Source organism: Chloroflexus sp. (genome assembly GCF_034432675.1).
Classification (GTDB): domain Bacteria; phylum Chloroflexota; class Chloroflexia; order Chloroflexales; family Chloroflexaceae; genus Chloroflexus.
In genome coordinates this window covers 1-24,224 of the sequence record NZ_DAOUBI010000177.1, presented here as the reverse complement: position 1 = coordinate 24,224, position 24,224 = coordinate 1, and the positions used below count along the sequence as shown (strand labels likewise).

The window sequence follows — 24,224 nt, the reverse complement described above, 5'->3', positions numbered from 1 at the left end:
CCTGGAAAAGGAGTAGCACCGTGGTTGCTGAAGCAGTCAATTTGCAATTCGATTACTCGCGCTATGGCTTCCGTCAGGAAGAGCGCTATGTCTATAAAGCGCCGAAAGGACTGAACGAGCGCATTGTGCGCGACCTCTCCGGGATGAAGGGTGAGCCGGAGTGGATGCTCAAGCGCCGTCTGCGCGCACTTGAGATTTTCAACAAGAAGCCTACGCCACTGGTGGGAACCTGGGCCAATCCTGAACTGGCTGAATTGAACTACGACGACATTCACTACTTCGTCCGTGCCAACGAGCGCCCGCAGACCGACTGGGATGCCGTGCCGCCGGAGATCAAGAACACTTTCGAGCGTCTAGGCATTCCTGAAGCCGAGCGGAAGTTCCTGGCCGGTGTTGGTGCGCAGTATGAGTCGGAAGTGGTCTATCACTCGCTGCGTGAGGAGTGGGCAAAGCAGGGTGTGATCTTCCTCGATACCGACACAGCCCTGAAAGAGTACCCCGAATTCTTCAAAGAGTACTTCGGGACGATTGTGCCGGCGGCGGACAACAAGTATGCCGCGCTCAACACAGCGGTCTGGTCGGGTGGTTCGTTCGTCTACGTGCCAAAGGGAGTGAAGGTTGATATTCCGCTCCAGGCCTATTTCCGCATCAACGCCGAGCGCATGGGGCAGTTCGAGCGAACCCTGATCATTATCGATGAGGGAGCCGAGGCTCACTACATCGAGGGTTGTACGGCACCGATCTACAGCACCAACTCGCTCCACTCGGCAGTGGTCGAGGTGATTGTGAAGAAAGGTGGCAAGTTCCGCTACACCACGATCCAGAACTGGGCCAACAACATCTTCAATCTGGTCACTAAGCGAGCGGTGGCTTACGAAGAGGCCAGCATGGAGTGGGTGGACGGCAATATCGGCTCGAAGCTGACCATGAAGTACCCGTCGGTTTATCTGATGGGACGCAAGGCTCGCGGTGAGGTGCTCTCGGTAGCGTATGCCGGACGTGGTCAGCATCAGGACGCCGGTGCCAAGATGGTACACCTGGCCCCGGAAACCACCTCACGCATTACCAACAAGTCGGTGAGCAAGGATGGTGGTAAGACTACCTACCGCGGGTTGGCCAAAGTGGCGCCCGGCGCCTACGGCGCGAAGATCAACGTCAATTGTGACGCACTGATCCTGGACGAGCGCTCGGCCTCGGATACGATTCCGTATATTGAGATTGAAGAGGATCGCTGCACGCTGGCCCACGAGGCAACCGTTGGTCGAATTGGTGCCGAACAGCTCTTCTACCTGATGAGCCGTGGCATCTCCGAGTCGGATGCCCTCTCGATGATTGTGCTCGGTTTCATGGAGCCATTCACCCGCGAATTGCCAATGGAGTACGCGGTTGAGCTGAACCGCCTGATCCAGCTCGAAATGGAAGGGTCGGTCGGCTAATTTCCAGTGTGAGATGAGGAGAAAAGAGCGCTCCCGATAAGGGGGAGCGCTCAGATTGTTTCGCAAACATTTTATTATGTTAAATGCCTGGAACGTTCACCTGTTTTGAACCAACACGGAGTACGCCATGCAACTGGTTGAGGTCTGTACCCTTGACGATGTCCCGGTAGGTAGTGGTCGCGCATTTACCGTTGGCGGGCGCCGGATCGCCATCTTTCGGGTAGCAGAGCACGATGTCTATGCGCTTGACGATCTCTGTTCACACGACGAAGCGTCGTTAAGCGAAGGTGACCTTGATACGGAAGAGTTGTGCGTCGAGTGTCCGATGCACGGTTCGTTATTTGATTTGCGTACCGGCAAGCCGCGTACCCTGCCCGCGTTTGCCCCGGTTGCAACGTACCGTAGTGAGGTACGTGACAATCGAATATTTGTTGAGTTTTCCGATTAACAACTTGACTAATGGAGTAAAACACGCTACAATGGCAGTGTCGGTAGGTCGCTACAGGCACTGCTATTTGCTAAGGCGGAGGTTTCTATGAGCGGTTACGCCCATCCTGAAGCACTGGTCGAGACCCAGTGGGTCGCTGATCATCTCAATGATCCTAATGTTCGCATTGTCGAGAGCAATGAAGATCTGTTGCTGTACGATACCGGTCACATTCCCGGTGCGGTGAAGATTGATTGGGTGCAAGACTTGAACGATCCGGTTGTTCGTGATTACCTTGACTCTGAGCGGTTTGCCGCGCTGATGCGGGCAAAGGGGATCAGCAACGATACCACGGTCGTGTTGTACGGTGATAAGCACAACTGGTGGGCAACCTATGCGTTTTGGGTCTTTAAGCTCTTTGGCCACCGTGATGTGCGCATTATGAATGGTGGGCGGGCGAAGTGGATTGCTGAGGGTCGTCCGTTGACGCGCGAAGTTCCCTCGTATCCACCAGGAAATTATGTCGCGCCACCGCGCAATGACGCTGAAATTCGGGCATTTCGCGATCAGGTGCTGGAGTTTGTCCGTCAGCGCAAAGGTGTCCTGGTCGATGTCCGCAGCCCGCAAGAGTATACCGGCGAACGCACCCATATGCCCGACTATCCGCAAGAGGGCACACTACGTGGCGGCCATATTCCCACTGCGGTCAATATTCCCTGGGCCAAGGCGGTGAACGAGGATAGCACCTTCAAGAGCATTGAGGAGCTACGTGAGTTGTACGCTTCACAGGGCGTTACCCCCGACAAAGAGGTTATCGCCTACTGCCGGATTGGTGAGCGGAGCAGCCATACTTGGTTTGTGTTGACCTACTTGCTGGGCTTTCCTAATGTCCGCAATTACGATGGGAGCTGGACGGAGTGGGGCAACAGTGTTGGCCTGCCCATCGAGAAGAATGTATAGAGCGTAGCGTAAGCAGCTATATAATAATCGTCTCCACGGGTGAGGGGTGACTCATGCGTCGCCCCTACAATATCTTAGGTACGTGTACGGTTCGTCAGCGGCAGGTAAGGGTCGCAAAACGAAGATTACAGCAAGCAACCAAAAGCACTGACCGGCGTTTCCAACATACAGGCTATTCGCGCAATGGGAGCATACGCGTCGGAATCATTGACACGACCTTACGTCGTAATTCGGCGTCCAATGAAGAGTATCGGATGTGTGTGATGGCTGTTACCAGGGAGATGACCATCTGTGTCTGAACCAATTTCACACCAAGATGCAATTGAACGTTTGCTTGATCATTACCACCGGCCTCGCCATTACGGTGATCTGCCCGATGCGGTAAGCTATAGCGGTGGTGTACCCGATTGCGGTGATACACTCACCGTTTATCTGCGGGTTGCGCCCAATGGCCAGCTTACCGATTTGCAATTTACCGGCCAGGGATGTAGTGTCAGTGTTGGCACGGCATCGATCTTGATCGAACAGTTTCAGGGAGCAACGGTAGCCGATCTGCTGGCACTCGACGAAACAGCGGCAGTGCAGATTGTGGGGAGCGAGATCTTTCAGGCCCGGCCACACTGTGCTACTCTGATATTCAGAACCTTGAAGGCCGCAGCACGACTGATCGAGCGTTAGGCGTCATAGTACATTCTGCCGGCCTCCACCCTAACCAGCTCCTGCTGGGGGCGGGGATCACCGGTACAGAGGGGCGCTGTTGTGAGCTGGTTCAGCGTTGCGGTACCCGGTTGGAGGCAGGCACGGTGGATTATTGCAGTGATGAGCGAGGGCAAGGTTCACGCGCTGAGGACATTCAGGCGGGGTGGGTGCGACAGTGGTGCTGCGTCCAGCCGTGCGCTACGACCGGCCCCCACCCTACCCCGCCCCCGCTGGGGGCCGGGATCACCGGTACAGGGTGGCCCCCGCTGGGGGCGGGGATTACCGGTGCAGGGGGGCGCTGGCGCGAGCTGGTGCAGGTGGTGAGCGCGCCGGAGGCGCACGCTCCCAGGGGATGCTGATAGGCCCTCACCCTTACCCGCCCCCGCTGGGGGCGGGGATTACCGGTGCAGGGTGGCTCTCGCTGGCGCGAGCTGGTGCAGGTGAGGGGCACGCCGGAGGCGCACGCTCCCAGGGGATAGCCCCTACCCTACCCCGCCCCCGCTGGGGGCGGGGATGATAGGGTGCAATGACTGTTATGAAACCAGATTTGACATTATCGCCAATCCGTAGGATTGATATCCAACGAGTGTATATATGACGACTCTGCTCGATCTTGTTGGTCAAACACCGCTGTTGCCGCTCCACCACGTGCTTGATCTGCCGGCTGGCGTTGAGCTGTACGGCAAGGCGGAGTGGTACAACCCCGGTGGTTCGGTAAAGGATCGGCCCGCGCTATGGATGATTCGCGACGGCGAGCGGCGCGGTTTGTTGCGACCGGGGGTGCGCATCGCCGATGCCACCAGCGGCAACACCGGAATCGCCTACGCCACGATTGGTGCAGCGCTCGGCTATGGGGTGACGCTAGCGATGCCGGCCAATGCCAGCATTGAACGACGGCGGATTCTCCGTGCGCTTGGCGCCGAGCTGATCCTGACCGATCCGGCTGAGGGAATGGATGCTGCGATCACGACCATCCGGCAACTGGTGGCTGAGCATCCTGACCGCTACTTTTACCCCGATCAGTACAGCAATCCGGCCAATCCCCAGGCGCACTACGAGACAACCGGCCCGGAGATCTGGCAACAGACTGATGGCCGTGTCACCCATTTTGTGGCAGCATTGGGCACCAGTGGTACGTTTATGGGTACCAGTCGACGATTGCGCGAGTATAACTCCGCCATTCGCCTGATCGCCGTTCAGCCTGATAGCCCGTACCACGCACTGGAGGGAGTGAAGCATATGGCTTCCACTCGGATCGTGCCCGCGATTTACCGGCCCGAACAGGCCGATGTAATTGTGGAAGTGCGGAGCGAAGACGCTTTTGCCATGGCCCGTCACCTGGCGCGCCGGGCGGGATTGCTGGTGGGAATTTCAGCAGCCGCAAATGTGGTGGCCGCAGCACGGGTCGCTCGTGAAGTTGGTCACGGTGTGGTCGTGACCATTCTTTGCGATAGTGCGAATCGCTATCTCAGTGAGCGCTTTTGGGAAGAACCGGGTTTCGCCGAAGGCGCCGGTATTTAGGTTTAAGTGCGTATGACACTCATTATTCCTGATCAGGCCGCAGCGGCAATCGCTGCCCACGCTGAAGCAACGTACCCCGATGAATGTGTGGGCTTGCTGGTGGGCACCCTCAATGGCGAAAAGAAGACAGTCCTACAGGTTGTAACCCTGGAAAATCGCTGGAGCGGCCAGGTTCAACTGGCTGCAACCGATAATCCACATTCGCGCCGGGATCGGTTTTACCTCGATCCGCGTGATTACTTGCGGTTGGATCGCGAAACACGTGCCGCCGGTTATGAAATTATCGGCTGTTATCACTCTCACCCCGATGCCGAGGCGGTGCCATCGGAACGAGATCGCATAGGCGCCCAGGCTATCGGCGGGTCGGGATTTTCATTTGTGATCCAATCGGTACATAACGGTGTGGCAACGGCCTTACATTCCTGGTTGCTGGTGAATGAAGGAACGCGATTTATTGCAGAAGAGGTGCGCATCATCACGACCGGAAATGGCAAATAACATCTGAAGTATTGCGTCTCTTTATCTATGTGCAAAGGAGTCTTGCAATGGCGGTGACAGTGACAATTCCAACCGCTCTGCGCCAGTATGCCGGCGGTAACGCGAGCGTGAGTCTGGAGGCCAGCGATGTCGGTAGCCTGATTCGTGGTCTGGTCGAGCTGTATCCGGCGTTGGGTCGCCATCTACTCGATGATCAGGGCCGTTTGCGCAGTTTTGTCAATCTGTACGTTGGCGATGAGGATATTCGCTATCTCGATGGCGAGGCGACACCCCTGCGCGATGGTGATACTGTAAGCATTATTCCGGCAATCGCCGGAGGAGGACAGCCATGAGTGAGGTGACCCTCTCGAATGAAGAGATCGCCCGCTATTCGCGTCACCTGATTATGCCCGAAGTGGGGATGGCCGGTCAGCGCCGGCTCAAGCAGGGCAGTGTGTTGCTGATCGGTACCGGTGGTCTGGGATCGCCGCTGGCCCTCTATCTGGCCGCAGCCGGGGTCGGGCATATCGGCCTGGTTGATTTTGATGTGGTGGATGCGTCCAATCTCCAGCGTCAGATTGTTCACGGCACGAGCACCGTCGGTGTGGCGAAGACCGAATCGGCGAAGCGGCGGTTGCAAGATCTCAATCCGTATATTGAGATCACAACCTACGAAACGCAGATCACCTCGCAGAACGCTCTCGATCTGATGCGGCCATACGATGTGATTGTGGATGGCACCGACAACTTCCCAACCCGCTACCTCACCAACGACGCCTGTGTGTTATTGGGCAAGCCCAACGTCTACGGCAGTATCTTCCGTTTTGAAGGTCAGGCTACGGTCTTCTCGGCCCGTGATGGCGGGCCGTGCTACCGCTGTCTCTACCCCGAACCACCACCGCCAGGGCTGGTACCGAGCTGCGCGGAGGGTGGCGTGCTGGGGGTGCTCCCTGGGGTAATTGGTACCATTCAAGCCACAGAAGTGATAAAATTGCTTACCGGGATCGGCGAACCACTGATTGGGCGCCTCCTGCTTTACGATGCGCTGAGCATGCGCTTCCGCGAGCTGAAGCTCCGCCGCAATCCGTCGTGCCCGGTCTGTGGTGATCAGCCGACGATCACCGAACTGATCGATTATGAACAATTTTGTGGCATTGCACCAGAGGAGCCGACATTGTCGAACCAATTTGAGATCACGCCGCGCGAACTCGCGGAATGGCTGGAACGGTCTGACCGTCCCTTCCTGCTCGATGTGCGCAATCCCTACGAAGTGGCGATTGCCTCTATCCCCGGCACCGACAAGCTGATCCCGCTCGATCAGTTGCCCGAACGGATCAACGAACTCGATTCGGCACGCGAGATGGTGGTCTACTGCCGGAGTGGTGTGCGCAGCGGGCGGGCCGTAGAACTGCTAAAAACAGCCGGTTTCCGCAAAGTGAAAAATCTAGTCGGCGGTATTTTACGTTGGGCTGACGACGTAGATCCGTCGCTGCCGAAGTATTGACAGGCCGAAGCAAAGCATTGTCACCCGCTGGCATCGATTGCGATGAGCCGGCGTCGACGGTGCTTTGTGTAGTATCAGGAGGACGTGATGATTGGTATTATCGGTACCGGCTGGGGAGCACGGGTACAGGTTCCTGCCTTTCGGGCAGCAGGGCTGACCGTGACGGCACTGGCTGGGAGCAATCCCGACAAAACGGTACGGGTGGCTCAGGAGCTGGGCGTGCCATTCGCTACCGCTAACTGGCGTGAAGTACTCGAACGGCAGGATGTGCAGTTGGTGAGCATCGTGACACCGCCATACCTCCATCGCGAGATGGCCGAAGCTGCGCTGGCCGCCGGCAAACATGTGTTGTGCGAGAAGCCAACGGCGCTGAACGCAGCCGAGGCGGAGTCGATGCTGACGACGGCGCAGCGCTACCGCGACCGGTTGACTCTGATTGACCACGAGCTGCGTTTCTTGCCGGCAGTGCAAGCGGCGCGGGCACGGGTAGCCGCTGGCGATATTGGTGACATTCGGGTCGCCGAAGTCCGCTTCTTCGCTGCCGGGCGGGCTGACCCGCAGCGGGTATGGGACTGGTGGAGTGATCGGGCTGCCGGCGGTGGTGTGCTGGGTGCCATTGGCTCGCACCAGATCGACCTGCTGCGTTACATCCTGGCCGACGAGGTCGTAACGGCGCAGGGCATGGTTCACACCTTTATCAGTCGGCGTCCAGACGCAACCGGAACCCTACGTCAGGTCACCAGCGACGACTACACCACGGCAATCATCCACTTCACTCGCGGTACTGTAGCCACCCTGACCGCAACTGTCGTTGCCCGCACCAACGAACCACTGACCGTCACAGTGTACGGCAGTGAGGGTACCTTGCGCTTCAGTGGTGGACAGCTCGCTATCGGGACAGGTGACACCTTTCGCGACATCACGCCGCCGCACACGGTTGAGATACCGGCCACACTGAGCGGCGAATTTCCGCAGGGTACCGTGTACCTTGGGCATGCGTTGCGCGCCGCGCTTTCCGGTGAACGCGACGCGATCAGGCCGGCGGCGACCTTCAGCGATGGCCTGGCGATTCAGCGCGTGATTGACGCAATTGCCGGTTAGAACCTGGAGAGTGACATACTACCCTGGTACATAGCTGCCGCACACCAGCAGATCACGCTGGATGCGGCGGCGTGGCAAAGCCGGAGTGGACAGCTACCACCTCAACAGTTTTCATCTCCCCTCTTGACAGGTATCCCCTCTTTATCGTACAGTAGAGCACACGCGGAAAGGAGGCCAACGATGGCCACGGCACACCAACGCGCTCTCGAACAAGATGATAGGCGACTGGCCCTGATCTGTAAGGCGTTAAGCCATCCTGTGCGTGTGCAAATCCTCCGCTACGTCCTGCGCCACCCCGGCTGCATCGTCAACCAGATTGTCCTTCATATGCCCGAAGACGGCCCCCATGCCCAATCGACCATCTCCCAGCACCTGCGTGTCCTGCGCGAGGCCGGCCTGCTTGAGACGTATGACGACGGTGCCGCCGTATGTCATTATGTCAATCCTGACAGTCTGGTCTGGTTGCGCGAGTACCTAGAGCAGTTGTGAGGTTGTAACAGCCAGCAAGATGTCTGTTGGGAGATGACCCTGCACTTATGCTTACCGATAGTGACTGTCGGAGTATTCCTCTTTTGCGAAGGGTTGAGATGTAATATCAAATCTGGTGGACTGGCGACTGCTCAAGACGCATCCTTCCGCACCCTCTCGTTCATCATATCCCTCGTAAGCAATGTGAACGGTCCCATGCACCACCCGTAGGGGCGGGTTCTGAACCCACCCCTGCGGAAACCGTCTATCTGACCGATACGCCATACCTCCGGGAAAACCCCTCTCTAACAACACACATGTTCGCACCGCAAAACGGCAGGCACCTGCTCGCCATTCGACTGCGTGACTGATGGTACAATACAGCGAGAAGGATATGTACTGATCGGCAAGGGTGCAGAAGATTATGCCCATCTCGTACCGCGAGCAGGCCCAATTAACATGCCCACACTGTGGCGGTGATTTTGATGCTGAAGTCTGGTTGATTGTTGATGCTGATGAGGAGCCGGAAGCGGCAGCGGCGCTGCGACGCGAAGAGCTGAATCTGGTGGAGTGTCCGCATTGCGGTGCGCGTGGGCCGGCGGGAGCGCCGCTGCTGTACCACGATGCCCGTGCCCGCCGGGTGATCTTTGCGCCGGCTCCCAGCTCAACCGATCACGAGATTCGCGATCAGGCACGCGATCTGCACGCCCTGCTGGTCGGTTCGATTGACCAGGAGCAGCGCCGTCCGTACCTCACCGATGTTGATATTACCCAGGATATGAGCGGCCTGGCCCTGTTGCTGCGACGCCTCGATGCCCGTCGTGCTACGACGCCACCGCCGCCAACACCGCCACCATCGCCGGCGGTGGCAGAACCGCCACCACTCCTCGCTGCGGTCGAAGCCTTGCTGGCCGCCGACACCGATGCCGAACTGGAACGAGTGCTGGCGCAGCACCCGGAATTGCTCGAACCGTCAGCCCTGGCGACGCTCACCCAGTTGGCCGAGGTCGCGGTTGCCCAGGGTGAGCACGAGATTGCGCAGGGTTTACGCAACGCCCGTGAGTTGCTGGCCCGCATGCAGCCACACCCGGCACCTGAACAGTTGACGGCGATCCCACCTGCTGCGCTGCAAGAGCTGCTCAATGCGCACAGCGATGCCGAACTCGAACAGGTGATTGCCCGCCATCCACTGTTGCTGCGCCCCGAAATCGATCAGTTGCTGGAAGGTGAGATCGAAACAGCCCTGGCATCCGGTGCGGATCGGCTGGCACAGTTGCTGGCGAGTCGACGCGAGATGCTGGTGGCATTCCGTACTGCACCAACGCCGGAAGCCGATCTGGAGGAAGCGATTGAGGCGCTGCTGGTTGCCGACGACGAAGAGACTATAGCACAGGTGCTCGATCAATATCCGCTGCTGTTGAGCGAGGCTGCCGAACAGGCACTTTGGGAATTTGCGTCTGAAGCACGGGCCGGTGGCGATGACGAGCTGGCTCGCCACGCGATTGCCTGTCGTGAAATGTTGTGCCGTGTGCGCACCGGATTGGAAGAAGGCCATTCATAGCTGATGGGAATGAGTATGCTGAAACGAACTCCTCTTTACAATGCGCACCTGGCAATGGGCGCACGCATGGTCGAATTTGGCGGCTGGGAGATGCCGGTGCAGTATCGCGGCATCATCGAAGAGCACCACGCTGTGCGCAACCGGGCCGGTCTGTTCGACATCAGTCATATGGGGCGGTTTATGGTGCGTGGTGCGCATGCCGAGGCGTTTCTCCAGCGGATGGTCACCTGTGACGTGCGGGCCATCCCGCTCGGCCACGCCAGCTACGGTCTGCTCTGTCGGCCTGATGGTGGGATTGTGGACGACGTGTTCCTGTACCATCTCCCCGACGAGTTTATGGTGGTGGTGAATGCGGCCAACCGGCAAAAAGACTGGGACTGGCTCCAGCAGCATACGGCTGGATTTGAGGTGGAGATTGAAGATCGTTCCGAGCGTTGGGCGATGCTGGCGCTCCAGGGGCCACAGGCTGAACAACTGCTGGCTGGGGCAGAGAGTTCAACAACCGCTGACATTGGCTCGTTGCCGTTTCACGGGGTGGCCATGACGACGATCTTCGGGCAAAATGCACTGATTGCCCGTACCGGCTACACCGGCGAAGATGGATTTGAAATCTTTTTTGAGGCCGTCCACGCCGAACAGTTCTGGCACGGTTTGCTCGCGCTCGGCGGTAATGCGGTGCAGGCTTGTGGCCTGGGGGCACGTGATAGCCTGCGCTTTGAGGCCTGTCTGGCGTTGTACGGTCATGAAATTGACGAGACGACGAATCCTTACGAAGCCCGTTTGGGATGGGTGGTCAAACTGGATAAGGGTGACTTTATCGGTCGGGAAGCGTTGCAGGCGATCAAGCAGAATGGGGTAAGCAGACGACTGGTTGGTTTCGAGATGGTTGGAAAGGGGATTGCCCGTGCCGGCTATCCGGTACATCGGCCAGACGGCGAGCCGGTCGGGTTTGTTACCAGTGGTATGCCATCACCGACCCTCGGTCGTCCGCTGGGAATGGCGTATGTGCCAACCGATCTCAGTAGCGAAGGTAGTGAATTTGATGTCATCGTGCGCGAGCGTCCGGTACGTGCGCGCGTGGTAAAGATGCCTTTCTATAAGCCGCGCTACAAGCGCTAGAGGAGTTCGACATGGCTTACAATACTCCATCCGATCTACGGTACAGCAAAACCCACGAGTGGGTACGACAGGAGGGTGATGAGGTCGTGATTGGGATTACCGATTATGCCCAGCACGCGCTCGGCGATGTGGTGTACATCGAACTGCCGACCGTTGGGTCGACAATTACCGCTGGCGAGAGCTTTGGGATTGTTGAGTCGGTGAAGGCCAGTTCAGATCTGTACGCCCCAGTAAGTGGCGAAGTGGTGGCGGTGAATACTGCGCTCGAAAGCGATCAGGCGCCGATCAACAGTGATCCGTACGGTGCAGGCTGGATGTTGCGTGTGCGTCCCAGTGGCGAATCGGCTGAATTGCTCGATGCCGAGGCATATGCTGCGTTTGTTGCCGAAATCGATCATTAAACGTTAGCTAGATGGAAGCTGGTATGACCCACTACATTCCGATTACCGATGCCGACCGTCAGGCGATGTTGCAGGCAATCGGTGTTGAAACAATTGAAGACCTCTTCGTTGATGTTCCGGCCAGTCATCGCTTTCCGCCGCTCGAACTGCCACTACCGTTGTCGGAGCCGGAGCTGATGGCCGAACTCAATCGGCTGAGTGAAGCCAATGCCCATAACCGCAAGTACAGTGTCTTTCTTGGTGCCGGTGCATACAACCACTTTGTACCGGCAGCAGTTGATCAGATTATTCGCCGGGGTGAGTACTACACGGCCTATACCCCCTACCAGCCAGAGATCAGTCAGGGAACGTTGCAGGCCATTTTTGAATATCAGAGCCTGATCTGTGCCCTGACCGGCATGGAGATTGCAAACGCTTCGCATTACGATGGCGCAACCGCACTCGCCGAATCGGCCATTATGGCGCTCAATGTGGTGCGTAACCGGCGCAAAATCGTGGTGGCACGCAGCATCAATCCGCAGTACCGCGCAGTGCTGCGCACCTACATGCAAGGTCTGGATGTCGAGATTGTCGGTGATGAGAATCCAGGTACCACTATCGCCGACGCCCTGGCCCGGGTTGACGATCACACGGCGCTGTTGATCGTGCAGAATCCCGATTTCCTCGGTCGTCTCCACGATCTACGCGGCCTGGGTGCCCAGGTGCAGGCACGAGGTGCCCTGCTTGCCGTGCATTTCGACCCTATCGCTCTGGGGCTGTTCCAGACCCCAGCCGAGGCTGGGGCCGATATTGCAACCGGTGAAGGCCAACCACTGGGTCTCGGCCTGGCCTTCGGTGGGCCGTACCTTGGTATCTTCACCACACGCCAGAAGTACGTCCACAAGATCGCCGGACGGATTGTTGGAGTGACGAAAGATGTTGATGGGCGAATGGCCTACGTGCTGACCCTGCGCGCACGCGAGCAAGATATTCGCCGTGAGCGGGCAACGAGCAATATCTGTACGAATCAGGGTCTGATGGCACTGGCCTCGGCGGTGTACATGTCGCTGATGGGGAAGCGCGGGATGCGTGCGATGGCCGAGATTACCTACCATCGGGCACACTACGCTGCGCAGCGGATCGGCGAACTGACCGGTTATCGGGTGCTTGCCGACCAACCCTTCTTCCGCGAGTTCGTGGTGCAATGCCCGCGACCGGTCGCCGAGATCAATGCCGCCCTGCGTGAACAGGGAATCATTGGCGGCTATGACCTCAGCGCCGATGAACCACATCTGGGCCACGCCATGCTGGTTGCCGTGACCGAGATGAATACACCGGCAGAGATTGATCGGTTTGTAGCCGCATTGGCTGCCATATAGCAGGTCAGGCATTGGCCTGTGTGCGACTGAGTTGAAGCGTATGGTCACCGACCTGTCACTCCCTCAAATCGAACGCATTGTCACCCGCATCCTGCCGGGAACGCGGGTGCGTGATGCTGCACCACTCGGTGCGCGGAGCCTGCTGATCACGGCGACTGACCGTCAGTTTGTGCTACGGTTACCGGCCGGGGTTGATCAGTGGGCGGGGGAAGCGTTGCAAACTGAAATGCTCGCACTTCGTTCGTTACAGGCCGAGATCGATCTTCCCCTGCCATCAGTGTTGGGGATGACCCCTGCCGTTGCCGATGATCCACCGGCACTGGCCCTGAGTTATCTTGCCGGTACTCCGCTCTCTGAAATGATCACCGCCGTTGATGAGGGGGTGCGCTTTGCAATCGGCGAGGCGCTGGCAACGGTAATGACTCGTATCCATAGCTATCAGGCACTACAGTACGGTCAAATCCACCCCGACAACCTGCCGACGCTGACCCCACAACCACCTGCCCCTGGGGCTGACGTGGCGTATCTGCGGCAGCGGGCAGCCACTGCCATCGGTGCCGCCGTTGCCCAGGGCCGCATGACACCCGACCAGAGCGATTGGCTCCAGCGTCGGCTTGGCGAATGGCTGGTCACCACCGCTCGCCCGGCCTGCCTGGTTCACGGCGACCTGCACCCGCGGCGGCTGATCGTACGCCGGCGCGAACGGGACTGGCGTCTGGTTGGGGTGGTGGGATGGGGATTCGCCCAAACCTGGCGACCCGCCTGGGATCACGCGACGCTCCATTTCAACTTTGCCGACCCCGAATACTTCGGTCTGCGCGTTGGGTACGGCGCAGCCTACAACGAAACAACCGACCGTCGCTACGATCAGGTGCGCGAGTTTGCCCTCCTTCCCTACCGACTCACCCTGTTGATCGAACGTGAATGTGTCGATCTGGCACTCAACATCGCCACCGGTCTGGATACCGTACAGGCACCACCTATCGTAGCGACACCCGATACACCTGGAGAGAACAGCGATGAATAACGAGGAACCACCGATTTTCACCTATTCGCAGCCGGGCAAGATTGGCGTCAATCTACCGGCAGCCGGCGTGGCACCAACCCCGCTACCCGACGGTCTGCTACGGCAAGACGATCTGGCCGGCTTTCCCGAACTCACCGAGCCGGAAGTGATTCGTCACTTTACCCGGATCAGTCAGCGCAACTATGCCATCGATACCGGCTTCTACCCGCTCGGTTCGTGTACGATGAAGTACAACCCGAAGCTACACGAAGAAGCGGCCCGGCTACCGGGTTTTGCCGGTGCCCACCCCCTGCAAGATGAAGCGCTCAGCCAGGGAGCGTTGCAACTGATGTACGAATTACAAAATTATCTTGGCGAAATTAGTGGCTTTGCGGCAGTGAGTCTGCAACCGGCAGCCGGTGCTCAGGGTGAGCTGACCGGTATCCTGGTGTTCCGGGCCTACCATCTTGACCGTGGTGACGCCCAGCGCAGCGAAGTGCTGGTGCCCGACTCGGCGCACGGCACCAATCCCGCCACTGCGGCCATGGCCGGCCTGAAGGTCGTTGAAGTGAAGAGCGACGCACGCGGAAATGTCGATCTTGACGACCTGAAGGCGAAATTATCGCCGCGCACAGCCGGCATGATGCTCACCAACCCGAACACCCTGGGTCTGTTTGAAGAGCACATCGTCGAAATCTGCCGTCTCGTTCATGAGGCCGGCGGCCTGATGTACGGCGATGGCGCGAACTTCAACGCAATTCTGGGCATTGCCAAGCCGGGAGAGCTAGGCTTCGATTTCATGCACTACAACCTGCACAAGACCTTCACCACCCCGCACGGTGGTGGTGGCCCCGGTTCAGGTGCAGTGGGGTGTACAGCAGAACTGGCCCCCTACCTGCCCGGCCCGCGGGTACGGCAACGGGAAGATGGCAGCTATGAATTCTTCACCCCTGAAAAGAGCATCGGACGCATGAAGGCATTCCACGGCAACTTCGGGATGCTGGTGCGAGCGTGGACCTACATCCGCTCCATGGGGGCTGCCGGATTACGTGAGGTGAGCGAGACTGCGGTCTTGAATGCCAACTACGTGCGGGTGATGCTCAAAGACATCTATCCACAGGCAATTGACCGCATGTGCATGCACGAAGTGGTATTGCGTGGGCAGATTGCCGGCGCTCCCAAAGATGTCCGCACCCTCGATATTGCCAAGCGACTCATTGACTACGGCTTCCACCCGCCGACGATCTACTTCCCACTGATCGTACCAGAAGCGCTCATGATCGAGCCGACCGAAACCGAGAGTAAGCAGACGCTCGATCACTTCATTACCACCATGCGCCGGATCGCCGGCGAAGCCGTCGAAACGCCGGATGTGCTACACGCTGCACCAACCAAAGCACCGGTGCGTCGTCTCGACGAAGTACGGGCGGCTCGCCAACCGATACTGCGTTACGATCCCGCTGCGATTGCACGGTTGCAGGGTGAGTAGCAGGGATCGTGCTATATTCTTCACTCTAAACGCATAGCCCAGGCTTGAATCTGGGCTATGCGTTTGGTCCTACGCAAAGATCTGTAAGGAGGGCGAACAGTCCAGCATAGGGGCAGCAGTGCGCACTGTTCCGGTGTATAGGCGCTAAAGGCATCCCCGCAGCAGGTTCCGGGAAAATCGACCTCTTTTCGTGCTACAAAAAGGTGTCTGAAACCCTGAACAAATCCTCTCGCCAAGAAGAGGGGAGAGCGGTATAATAACGAAAGAACTGAATACCTGTTCTCAATATCAGGAGTTCTTGCTCCATAGGGCGAGAACAACTAAGGTACGGGGAAGGGGCTATGAGTCTCTACCGCAGCCGCCATGTCGCGGCCCGCTTTGCGCCGACGCTGTTCAGATTGTTTGTCCGTCTCTACGTCCGACCGCGGGTCGAAGGTATCGAACATATTCCAAGAGAAGGTGCGTTCATTATTGCCGCCAACCATACCAGTCATGCCGATACTGCGGTAATCTATTCGGTGTTGCCGCGTGAAGCTCGTGAACGGTTCGTTGCAGCCGCTGCACAGGACTATTTCTTTCAGGGTGGAGTGATGCAATTCCTCTCGCGCATCTTGTTTAACGCCATCCCAGTTGCCCGTGACCGACGTGGTGGTCAAGACCCACTCCGCCATGCTGCCCGTGCGCTGCGTGAGGGGTACGCACTCTTGTTATACCCTGAAGGAACCCGCAGCAAAACTGGTGAAATAGGCCCATTCCGCAGCGGCGTTGGTCGTCTGATTGCCGAATTTCCCGGTACACCGGTAATCCCGACGTATGTAGGCGGTACCAACCGGGTCATGCCGAAGGGAAAAGTTGTTCCGCGCCCGTACCGGGTGACCGTGCGCTTCGGCGAACCGCTGTATTTGAAAGCGCACCCGAAGCTGCGAGCAACCTGGCAGACTGCCGCCGATGAGGTTCGTGACGCAATTATTCAGTTGAGTGGCATGGATGTTGCGCACAACCTGAATCCGGTCTCCGAACAAGACACTTAGGTTACACAACCAACCATCACTAAAGGTGGATCGGCGGCAGTCTGCATCACGATATTCCGCTGCTTCATGCAGGAGGATGTTCATGGCTGCCGTTTTCGATCCACCTCCGCCGTTCGAGAAGAACTACATTCGCGATCACTCATTCAAGCTCCTACGCGATCTAATCTGGATAAGTCTGCTAGGCGCACTAGCCTACACTGTTCTCAGCCCGATTGACCCGTCATTGATGCCACAGCGGATGGTTGTGGTTATACCGCTGATCCTAGGTTTATTGGGGGCCTGGTGGCTTGTCCAACGCCAATACCTGCGACTGGCGAGTGTTCTGGTCATTAGTGTTCTCTGGCTGGTACTGGCATTCTCGGCGTTCATCAGTGGTGGTCTGCAAGCACCGGCGTTTGCCGGAATCCCACTGGTGGTGATCATGGCCGGGATTTTACTCGGCTGGCGTGGTGCTCTGACTATTGCGCTACTTTCAATCGCTACCGGTGCCCTCTTCGTGCGCTTTGCCGATCTCCTGCCATCACCACCGGTATCCCATTCTCCTCTGGTCTGGTTTATTACCTATACTCTCTACCTGCTGCTGGCAGCCCGTATGATTGGCCAGATTGTTAGTCACTTTTACCAGTCTATGCAAGAGACGAATAAAGAACTGAGCGAACGAAAGGCTGTAGAGCAGCAATTGCGTCTATCAGAAGAAAAATTTGCCCGCCTGTTTGACGCAGCACCATTTCCAATGCTGATTGTACGGCTAGATGACAACCTGATTCTGAATGCTAACGCCGCTTGCCGCGAATTTTTTGAGTTAAGTAGTGATCAAATCATCAAACAACAAATGAACCGCATCGATCGGTCACAATTATCCAGCCGCTGGTCGACTATCGTCGGCACATTACGCCAGGAAGGAACGGTTGGTGAGGTTGAATTCAGTTTTTGTCGGTACAATGGGTCAACCTGCTACGCCCAATTGACTGCCGAGATTGTCGAATTACAGGAAGAGTTGTGTGCGGTCGTCGCATTTCAAGACGTAACACCGTTACGCCGTGCCAATGAACGATTGATTGAGCTGGCAGGCCAGCAGGAACAACTGGCGACGCTGGCACGAGAAGCGCTTGCGCGTACCGATTTGGATGCTCTCTTTGCGGTGGCAGCCGAACAAATGGTACAGGCGTTGTCGATGCGCGGTTGTGAATTCATCGATATCGATATTGATGGAAACATCACCATCCGCAACACCTGGGGCGAGGTACCCGCCCAACCTGTACCGGAGAGATTCTTTCAAGGGCTGACGGTGGATCATCCGGGCTGGAGTAATCTGCCGGACCCATTAGCGGAACGGGCCGCCGATGTTGCGCAGTACGGTGCTGTGATGCTGATCGGGGGGCATCAGCGTCTCTTTGGTGCTCTGCTGGTGTACACATCAACGGCGCTTGATGCTGAGGCTATCTTCTTCTTACGCAGCGTGGCAAATGTGCTGGCGGTTGCCCTAGAGCGCTTCCATGCCGAACAAGAGCGGCGTCAGATCGAGAGCCAGATGCTTCAGACGCAAAAGCTGGAAAGTCTAGGCTTGCTGGCCGGTGGGATTGCCCACGATTTCAATAATCTCCTGACCGGCATTATGGGTCATACCAGCCTGGCCTTGATCGATCTCCCTCCGAACCACGAGCTACAACCGCATCTAACAGCTATCGACCAGGCTGCGCAGCGGGCGGCTGAGTTGTGTCATCAATTACTAGTCTACGCGGGACGAGGGCAACGCTCGCTTGAAGTGGTAGATCTCTCGAACCTGGTGCGCGAAATGGGGAACATCCTGCGTCTGCCAACGAACCGGAGTCAGCAGGTCACTATTCACTACGATTTGGACACCAATCTTCCATCGATTCTGGTTGAGGCGAGCCAGATTCGACAGGTTGTGCTTAATCTACTCACCAATGCGATTGAGGCGATTGGTGAGCGTAGTGGGTCGGTTACGCTGGGGACTGGGGTCGCGAGTCTCAGTGCAGCAGACCTGCGCCGGCTGCGGCTAATGCCGACAATTCCACCGGGTGACTATGTAACGCTAATGGTAAGCGATACCGGCATAGGTATGGACGAAGCAACCCTACGGCGCATTTTCGATCCCTTCTTCAGTACCAAACCGAAGGGCCATGGTCTTGGCCTTGCTGCCGTACAGGGGATCGTCCGACGCCACAATGGCGCGATTCGGGTCGAGAGTACGCCAGGATTGGGGTCAACCTTTACCGTGTATCTCCCGGCAGCCCATCAGGCTACCCCGGTAGTCACGACCAATGCAACGATGCCCATTGTGCTGCGCGGCACCGCACTGATCGTCGATGACGATCCGGCAATCCGGGCCACGCTGAACCGCATCCTCGAACGGGCCGGCATGGTCACCACGGAAGCTGCCGATGGCCAAGCAGCACTGAGCCTGCTGATCGATTCGGCACTGAATATTGATATCGCCCTGGTTGATCTGGCAATGCCGGGTATGAATGGGATAGAACTGCTGGCAGCGATTCGGCGCCGTATGCCCCAATTACCGGTCTTGCTGATGAGTGGGAATGCCGGCGAAGTGACGAAAGATAATCTGCCTCTGGATCACTACACCGATTTTTTACCAAAACCGTACCGGTCACGCGATCTGCTGGAAAAAATGAGCACGTTGTTACAGCGAGTAGCGGCATTGCGTATTCACGGTAGTTGAGGTCTAGATGAGAGTGCCTTCCACACTCCAGACGACGAAAACACGAAATGAGGGTATAGTATCGGCGTCGTGCACCCTGAAGGCACGCGCCTCTTGGAATGAGGGTAGAGTAGGGCAATCACTGCTTTGGGGTGGGAGGAGCAGGAGATAGACTCTCACCTCACCCCGTTCCCATCAGGGGCGGGAGCATCCCCCAACACCACCCCTAGCAGAGGGAACGGTTAGGAGGGCCAGGGCGTGAGATACAGGGGCTTGCGGGTGAGGTAAGGGAGTACCGGGACAAAACCACTCTTTACCAACAAGACTGTACCACACGGGCAAGGGGCGTATCCGGCGTATAATGTAAAGTGTGGATATGTAGCTATAACTCAACAAAACTGTATGTACATTCACTGGTTTCGCCGTGATTTGCGTTTGCGCGATAACACGGCACTGATGGCAGCGGCAACTGCTGCTGGTGGAGCGGTGGTGCCGGTCTTTATTTTCGATGACGCTATTCTGCGTGGGCGCTTTGCCAGCCCGGCACGCACGCAGTTCTTGCTCGATTGTCTGGCGGCGCTCGACGCGGAACTGCGCACGTTTGGGTTGCATCTGGTGGTGCGTTGGGGCGACCCGCTGCGAACGCTGTTTGATGTGCTGCGCGAGAGTGGCGCGAGCGGGGTGACCTGGAATCGTGATTACACGCCATACGCGGTTCGCCGTGACACCGCGATCAAGCAGGCGCTGCGTGAGGCCGGTTATGAAGCGCATAGTTTCAAGGATACGGTCATTTTTGAGATGAAGGAAGTGACGACCGCCGATGGCCGGCCGTATACGGTCTACACCCCGTATGCGAAACGCTGGCGATCACGCCTGGCCGCCGAACCGATTACGGTACAGGACCTGCCACGGCTGGTGACGATTCCGTTGCCGGCCAGTGAGCCGCTGCCCCATCTGACCGACCTGCTGCCGGATGCGCCGGCGACACTCCCCCGCTTTCCCGCCGGTGAAGCGGTTGCGCTGGAAGCACTCGAACGATTCGTGCGTGGCCCACTGGCCGGTTATGCGCAAGGGCGTGATCTGATGGCCGTTGCCGGGACTTCGCGGCTCTCGCCGTACCTGCGTCTTGGTGTGTTGTCACCGCGTCAGTGTGTCGCCGCAGCCCTCGCAGCGCCGCCAGGGCCGGGGCCAGAGAGCTGGATCGGTGAATTGATCTGGCGTGATTTCTACGTGCAGGTGCTCTACCATTTTCCGCACGCCCTGCGCGGTAGCTTCAAACCGGCGTACAACCGGATTGCCTGGCCGAACGATCCGGCGCTGTTCGCCGCCTGGCAACAGGGGCTGACCGGCTACCCAATCGTTGATGCGGCGATGCGTCAGTTGCAGCGCGAAGGCTGGATGCACAACCGGGCCAGAATGATTGTGGCCTCGTTTCTCACCAAAGATTTGCTGATAGACTGGCGCTGGGGTGAACGCCATTTTATGCATCTGCTGATTGATGGCGATCCGACGGCCAACAACGGTGGCTGGCAGTGGGCAGCCGGTACCGGCACTGATGCTCAGCCCTTCTTCCGCATCTTTAATCCGGTCAGTCAGGGGCAGAAGTTCGATCCCGAAGGTACGTATGTGCGGCGTTACGTGCCCGAACTGGCCAACGTGCCGACCCGTTACATCCACGAACCGCACAAGATGCCGCTCGCCGAACAGCGCAAAGCCGGGGTGTTGATCGGGCGGGACTATCCGGCGCCAATTGTCGATCACGCCACGCAGCGCACCAAAGCGCTTGAACTCTATCGGGCGGCAACGCGCCATAACGACTCATCAGCAGAACAGTATGCTTGACGATCAAACCCGATTGGAATTTCCGGCTAGTGGCATGACGGAACTGCCGCTCATCTGGCGACCACAGGTGATCCGCTGCCAGGCTGCCGGCCCTGGTGGTCGCCCTCTGCTCGTCTTGCTTGACACCGGCACCGACCCCTCGGCGATTGATCTGACGCTGGCGCGGCGGCTCGATCTGCGCCTCGGTGACTTTGCGCTCGGTTCTGATGCGACCTGCGATACCGTGCCGTTCACCGAAACCGTGCTGCCCTGGTTGCGTCTCGGCGAAGTAATGCTGCGCAATCTCTATATGATGGCCGTTGATTTGCGGCGGATGCCGTTTCCGGTTGATCTGGTGCTGGGATACAACGTTTTGCACCGTCTCAATCTAACGATTGATTATGCTGGTCAAACGGTCCGATTGTGCCACCCCGACCTGGCCCCGCCGCCGCCGGGTGCCGGGGGCGCAAGCGTGCCACTTCGCTTCTTTGAGCACTTTCCCGCGTTACCAGCCCAGATCATCACGCCGAGCGGAGCCACGCACGACGTCATCCTGACAATTGACACCGGTTCCAACGGTGCGCTGACCGTGAGCCGTGATCTTGCCGCCAGTCTGCATCTCGATCTGCGCACCGTCCAGGCGGCAACCGGCCACGGGTTCGCAGCCGCAACACCGGTGAGTCGTGGATTCACCGTCGATCTCCAGCTTGGGCCATTCCGCCTGCCGGCAGTCGAAGTTGATGTGCCGGCGACCAGCCACGGCGATCTGGGGCGACAGGGACGGGCCAATGTCGGCAACCGGCTCCTCTCGCGCTTTCGGCGGCTCACGCTCGACTACCGACGGGAAGTGTGTATCCTGGATCGTTGAGGCGCGAGACCATTGCCCGGAGAATGTATGCGGTTGTGGATTGCCATCGTGCTTACCAGCCTGCTTCTCCTCACGCTGACCGGCTCACGGTTAGAGCTGGCCGTCAACCCGGCGCAGCCACCGCCGATCCGCACTCCGGCCTGTCCTCAGCCGACATACCCCGATGCCAATGCGCTGCTGAGCATCTTACCCCAGGCCGGCTACGACTGCACGGAACAGATCGCGGTCGCCCTCAGACCACGGGTCGAGCTATCGCATATCGATCACCTGCTGGCGATTGCTGCCGACACCGGCTTCGATGCCCGCACCCGGCGCAATGCGCTGCGCATCCTGGGTCGGCTGGCTGAGAGTGGCCGGGCCACGCGCGTCGGCGAGCTGATGCAGCAGAAACGGGCAGTTGCCGCCAGGACGCTGGCCATCAACCTGCTCGAACGCGAAACCGACAACTTTCTCCTGCAGGATGCCGTCTGGCTGCTCGACAGCCTCTACTACCCCAGTTGGGACGCCGCACCGGCGCTGGCGCATATTGCCCTCGGCGACAGTTACGCACCGGCCCTGCGTTACCGGGCCGCCCGTGCCCGCACCCGCCTGATCGCGGCTGAGCCGGGCTACCTGCGTGCCGACTCCCGACAGTTCCTGATCGATGCTCTGCACAGCACCGATCCCGGTGCCCGCACCGCCGCTGCCGAGGCGCTGAGCTTCCTGCGTGATGCACAACTTGGCGCACTGGCACCCTGGCAACAAGTGGTAGAGGATGCAATCGCTGCCGCCCCGCCATTGACCGTCGCCACCGACGACGGCGACCCGCGTGGGGCACGGCTGTTCACCTTTTTAGAGAGTAGTCCAACCGCTTTGACCGCACAGGCGGCGTTGGCGCGGGCTGCCGACCGGCTGGCCGGCGAATGGGCAGCGGCGCCTCGCTTCCGGGCCTTGCAAACAGCGTATGAAGAACTGGCCTTGCCGGTCGAAATCACAACGACGACCATCACCCTGCATACCGGCCCGGCGAACGTGACCGACGGCCAGGAGCTGCTGACAATCGTTGCCAGTGCGTACCGGCAGGCACGCCAGTTCCTGGGAGCGAGTGGCGAAACCGCCATTCCCGGCGAAGAACCGGCCACCTTACGGGTCTTGATCTTCCCCTCGCAAGCCGCCTATCGCGACTACATGCGTGCCTTCACCCCGTTCACGGTTGACGTTGACGGGATTTATGATGCGCAGACGGGCACCCTCTACAGCTTCCGGCGAGGCATTGGCCAGACCGCCAACACACTCGCCGAAACTCTGCGCCACGAGACGAGCCACGCCGTGACTGCCGCCTACGTCTTTCCGGGCCACTGGCTCAGCCCCGGCTACCACAACGAACCAAAGGGCTGGTTCGACGAAGGACTGGCCGAGGTATTAACGGCTCAGAGCGTTCCTGACGGCCCCCTCCAGTTCCACGAACGCCACCTAGCAACCCTCTGCACGGCACCCTACAAACCGGTGCTGTCCGATCTCCTGGACCGGCGCGAAGGCTACGACCACTACGGCACCTTCGACTACTCGGCGGCGTGGGCCTTGCTGCACTTCCTGCTCAGCGAACGTCCACAGGCGGTGGCCGCGCTTGCCGATGCGTGGCGCAACCAGACCTACCGCTTAAGCGACTGGCCCCGGCTGGCCGGCTGGCCAGACCTCACAACCGCCGAAGCTGAATGGCATGCAGCGATGGCGCGCTGGTGCCGGTGAGGGGTGGGGAGTGGGGAGTGGGGAGTGGGGTGCTGCTATTTAACGACCACAGCTTACAGCAAATCTGGTGTCATAGGGTTCATAACCGCCAGGCGACCCTGATGGCAGCGCGAACACGTTTCGGCGTGGCTACCGTTGCCCGCCAGGATTGCCCGGATCGCGTGGTGGATCGCTTGGTATGGAGTGCGGTAGCGTGGCTGCCGCGCTGGACTTTACCCGTTGCAGGAGAACCAATGACCGTTTCATTCCGGTTTCTTTCTCCTGATGCACCTGTTGAGCTTTTACAACCTGGAAGCCGTTTTGAGCTGATTGAAGGGGAAAGGGTTGTTGCAGTCGGTGAAGTGCTATTCAACGATGAAACTGGTTCCGTCCATCTGAACAATCAGCGGTTTCCTGAGTAAAAAAATCGTCTGGTGCAGCGGGATACGAGATAGAGTCACCCGGGCAATAGAGAATACTGACAATCATTATTTTAACTCAAGTTGCCACCTACCCTGTGAGCAGGCCACGAAAGACTACCGGCGATGATGAACAGCACGACCCTGCGCACCACATCGTGCAGCGTACCT

At 58.5% G+C, this 24,224-nt stretch carries 22 protein-coding genes; all 22 read left to right on the top strand.

What is annotated here, in order from left to right:
• The first annotated feature begins 20 nt into the window (after positions 1 to 20).
• Positions 21 to 1,436 carry a Fe-S cluster assembly protein SufB gene (gene sufB / locus VAE55_RS13355; protein WP_322816266.1) on the top strand — a complete coding sequence of 472 codons (1,416 nt, stop codon included), beginning with the start codon at positions 21 to 23 and terminating at the stop codon, positions 1,434 to 1,436.
• Positions 1,437 to 1,563: 127 nt separating this feature from the next.
• Complete coding sequence (locus VAE55_RS13350) at positions 1,564 to 1,884, top strand: non-heme iron oxygenase ferredoxin subunit (protein ID WP_322816265.1); 321 nt, start codon at positions 1,564 to 1,566, stop codon at positions 1,882 to 1,884.
• A gap of 87 nt (positions 1,885 to 1,971) precedes the next feature.
• The gene (locus VAE55_RS13345; protein WP_322816264.1) at positions 1,972 to 2,823 is read left to right on the top strand and encodes a sulfurtransferase; all 852 of its coding nucleotides are present in this window, start codon (positions 1,972 to 1,974) and stop codon (positions 2,821 to 2,823) included.
• 291 nt (positions 2,824 to 3,114) lie between these two features.
• The gene (locus VAE55_RS13340) at positions 3,115 to 3,501 is read left to right on the top strand and encodes an iron-sulfur cluster assembly scaffold protein (protein ID WP_322816263.1); all 387 of its coding nucleotides are present in this window, start codon (positions 3,115 to 3,117) and stop codon (positions 3,499 to 3,501) included.
• Positions 3,502 to 4,116: 615 nt separating this feature from the next.
• On the top strand, positions 4,117 to 5,043 hold the full coding sequence (locus VAE55_RS13335; protein WP_322816262.1) for a cysteine synthase family protein: 927 nt from the start codon (positions 4,117 to 4,119) through the stop codon (positions 5,041 to 5,043).
• A gap of 12 nt (positions 5,044 to 5,055) precedes the next feature.
• On the top strand, positions 5,056 to 5,541 hold the full coding sequence (locus VAE55_RS13330; protein WP_322816261.1) for a M67 family metallopeptidase: 486 nt from the start codon (positions 5,056 to 5,058) through the stop codon (positions 5,539 to 5,541).
• 47 nt (positions 5,542 to 5,588) lie between these two features.
• The gene (locus VAE55_RS13325; protein ID WP_322816260.1) at positions 5,589 to 5,873 is read left to right on the top strand and encodes a MoaD/ThiS family protein; all 285 of its coding nucleotides are present in this window, start codon (positions 5,589 to 5,591) and stop codon (positions 5,871 to 5,873) included.
• Entirely contained in the window at positions 5,870 to 7,024 is a 1,155-nt protein-coding gene (gene moeB / locus VAE55_RS13320) for a molybdopterin-synthase adenylyltransferase MoeB (protein WP_416181203.1), read from the top strand. The genes VAE55_RS13325 and moeB overlap by 4 nt, the downstream gene beginning before the upstream one ends.
• An 87-nt stretch (positions 7,025 to 7,111) precedes the next feature.
• Positions 7,112 to 8,125, top strand: a complete 1,014-nt coding sequence (locus VAE55_RS13315) for a Gfo/Idh/MocA family oxidoreductase (protein WP_322816259.1) — start codon at positions 7,112 to 7,114, stop codon at positions 8,123 to 8,125.
• A 180-nt stretch (positions 8,126 to 8,305) separates the two neighbouring features.
• A complete protein-coding gene (locus VAE55_RS13310; RefSeq protein WP_012259331.1) occupies positions 8,306 to 8,614 on the top strand; it encodes an ArsR/SmtB family transcription factor in 309 nt (102 codons plus the stop codon).
• 403 nt (positions 8,615 to 9,017) lie between these two features.
• Complete coding sequence (locus tag VAE55_RS13305) at positions 9,018 to 10,154, top strand: CpXC domain-containing protein (RefSeq protein ID WP_322816258.1); 1,137 nt, start codon at positions 9,018 to 9,020, stop codon at positions 10,152 to 10,154.
• A 15-nt stretch (positions 10,155 to 10,169) separates the two neighbouring features.
• On the top strand, positions 10,170 to 11,273 hold the full coding sequence (gene gcvT / locus VAE55_RS13300) for a glycine cleavage system aminomethyltransferase GcvT (RefSeq protein ID WP_322816257.1): 1,104 nt from the start codon (positions 10,170 to 10,172) through the stop codon (positions 11,271 to 11,273).
• Positions 11,274 to 11,284: 11 nt separating this feature from the next.
• Positions 11,285 to 11,674, top strand: a complete 390-nt coding sequence (gcvH, locus tag VAE55_RS13295; RefSeq protein WP_322816256.1) for a glycine cleavage system protein GcvH — start codon at positions 11,285 to 11,287, stop codon at positions 11,672 to 11,674.
• Positions 11,675 to 11,697: 23 nt separating this feature from the next.
• Positions 11,698 to 13,032, top strand: coding sequence for an aminomethyl-transferring glycine dehydrogenase subunit GcvPA (gene gcvPA / locus VAE55_RS13290; protein WP_322816255.1), 1,335 nt, complete (start codon positions 11,698 to 11,700; stop codon positions 13,030 to 13,032).
• Between the two features lie 40 nt (positions 13,033 to 13,072).
• On the top strand, positions 13,073 to 14,059 hold the full coding sequence (locus tag VAE55_RS13285) for an aminoglycoside phosphotransferase family protein (protein WP_322816254.1): 987 nt from the start codon (positions 13,073 to 13,075) through the stop codon (positions 14,057 to 14,059).
• A complete protein-coding gene (gcvPB, locus tag VAE55_RS13280) occupies positions 14,052 to 15,527 on the top strand; it encodes an aminomethyl-transferring glycine dehydrogenase subunit GcvPB (RefSeq protein ID WP_322816253.1) in 1,476 nt (491 codons plus the stop codon). The genes VAE55_RS13285 and gcvPB overlap by 8 nt, the downstream gene beginning before the upstream one ends.
• Positions 15,528 to 15,868: 341 nt before the next feature.
• Entirely contained in the window at positions 15,869 to 16,558 is a 690-nt protein-coding gene (locus VAE55_RS13275) for a lysophospholipid acyltransferase family protein (RefSeq protein WP_242604974.1), read from the top strand.
• Between the two features lie 82 nt (positions 16,559 to 16,640).
• The gene (locus VAE55_RS13270) at positions 16,641 to 19,259 is read left to right on the top strand and encodes an ATP-binding protein (protein ID WP_322816252.1); all 2,619 of its coding nucleotides are present in this window, start codon (positions 16,641 to 16,643) and stop codon (positions 19,257 to 19,259) included.
• Positions 19,260 to 19,640: 381 nt separating this feature from the next.
• Positions 19,641 to 21,080 carry a deoxyribodipyrimidine photo-lyase gene (locus VAE55_RS13265; RefSeq protein ID WP_322816251.1) on the top strand — a complete coding sequence of 480 codons (1,440 nt, stop codon included), beginning with the start codon at positions 19,641 to 19,643 and terminating at the stop codon, positions 21,078 to 21,080.
• Complete coding sequence (locus tag VAE55_RS13260) at positions 21,073 to 21,927, top strand: retropepsin-like aspartic protease (RefSeq protein WP_322816250.1); 855 nt, start codon at positions 21,073 to 21,075, stop codon at positions 21,925 to 21,927. The genes VAE55_RS13265 and VAE55_RS13260 overlap by 8 nt, the downstream gene beginning before the upstream one ends.
• 27 nt (positions 21,928 to 21,954) lie before the next feature.
• A complete protein-coding gene (locus tag VAE55_RS13255) occupies positions 21,955 to 23,655 on the top strand; it encodes a collagenase (protein WP_322816249.1) in 1,701 nt (566 codons plus the stop codon).
• Positions 23,656 to 23,684: 29 nt separating this feature from the next.
• Positions 23,685 to 24,056, top strand: a complete 372-nt coding sequence (locus tag VAE55_RS13250; RefSeq protein ID WP_322816248.1) for a hypothetical protein — start codon at positions 23,685 to 23,687, stop codon at positions 24,054 to 24,056.
• The last annotated feature ends 168 nt before the right edge of the window (positions 24,057 to 24,224 follow it).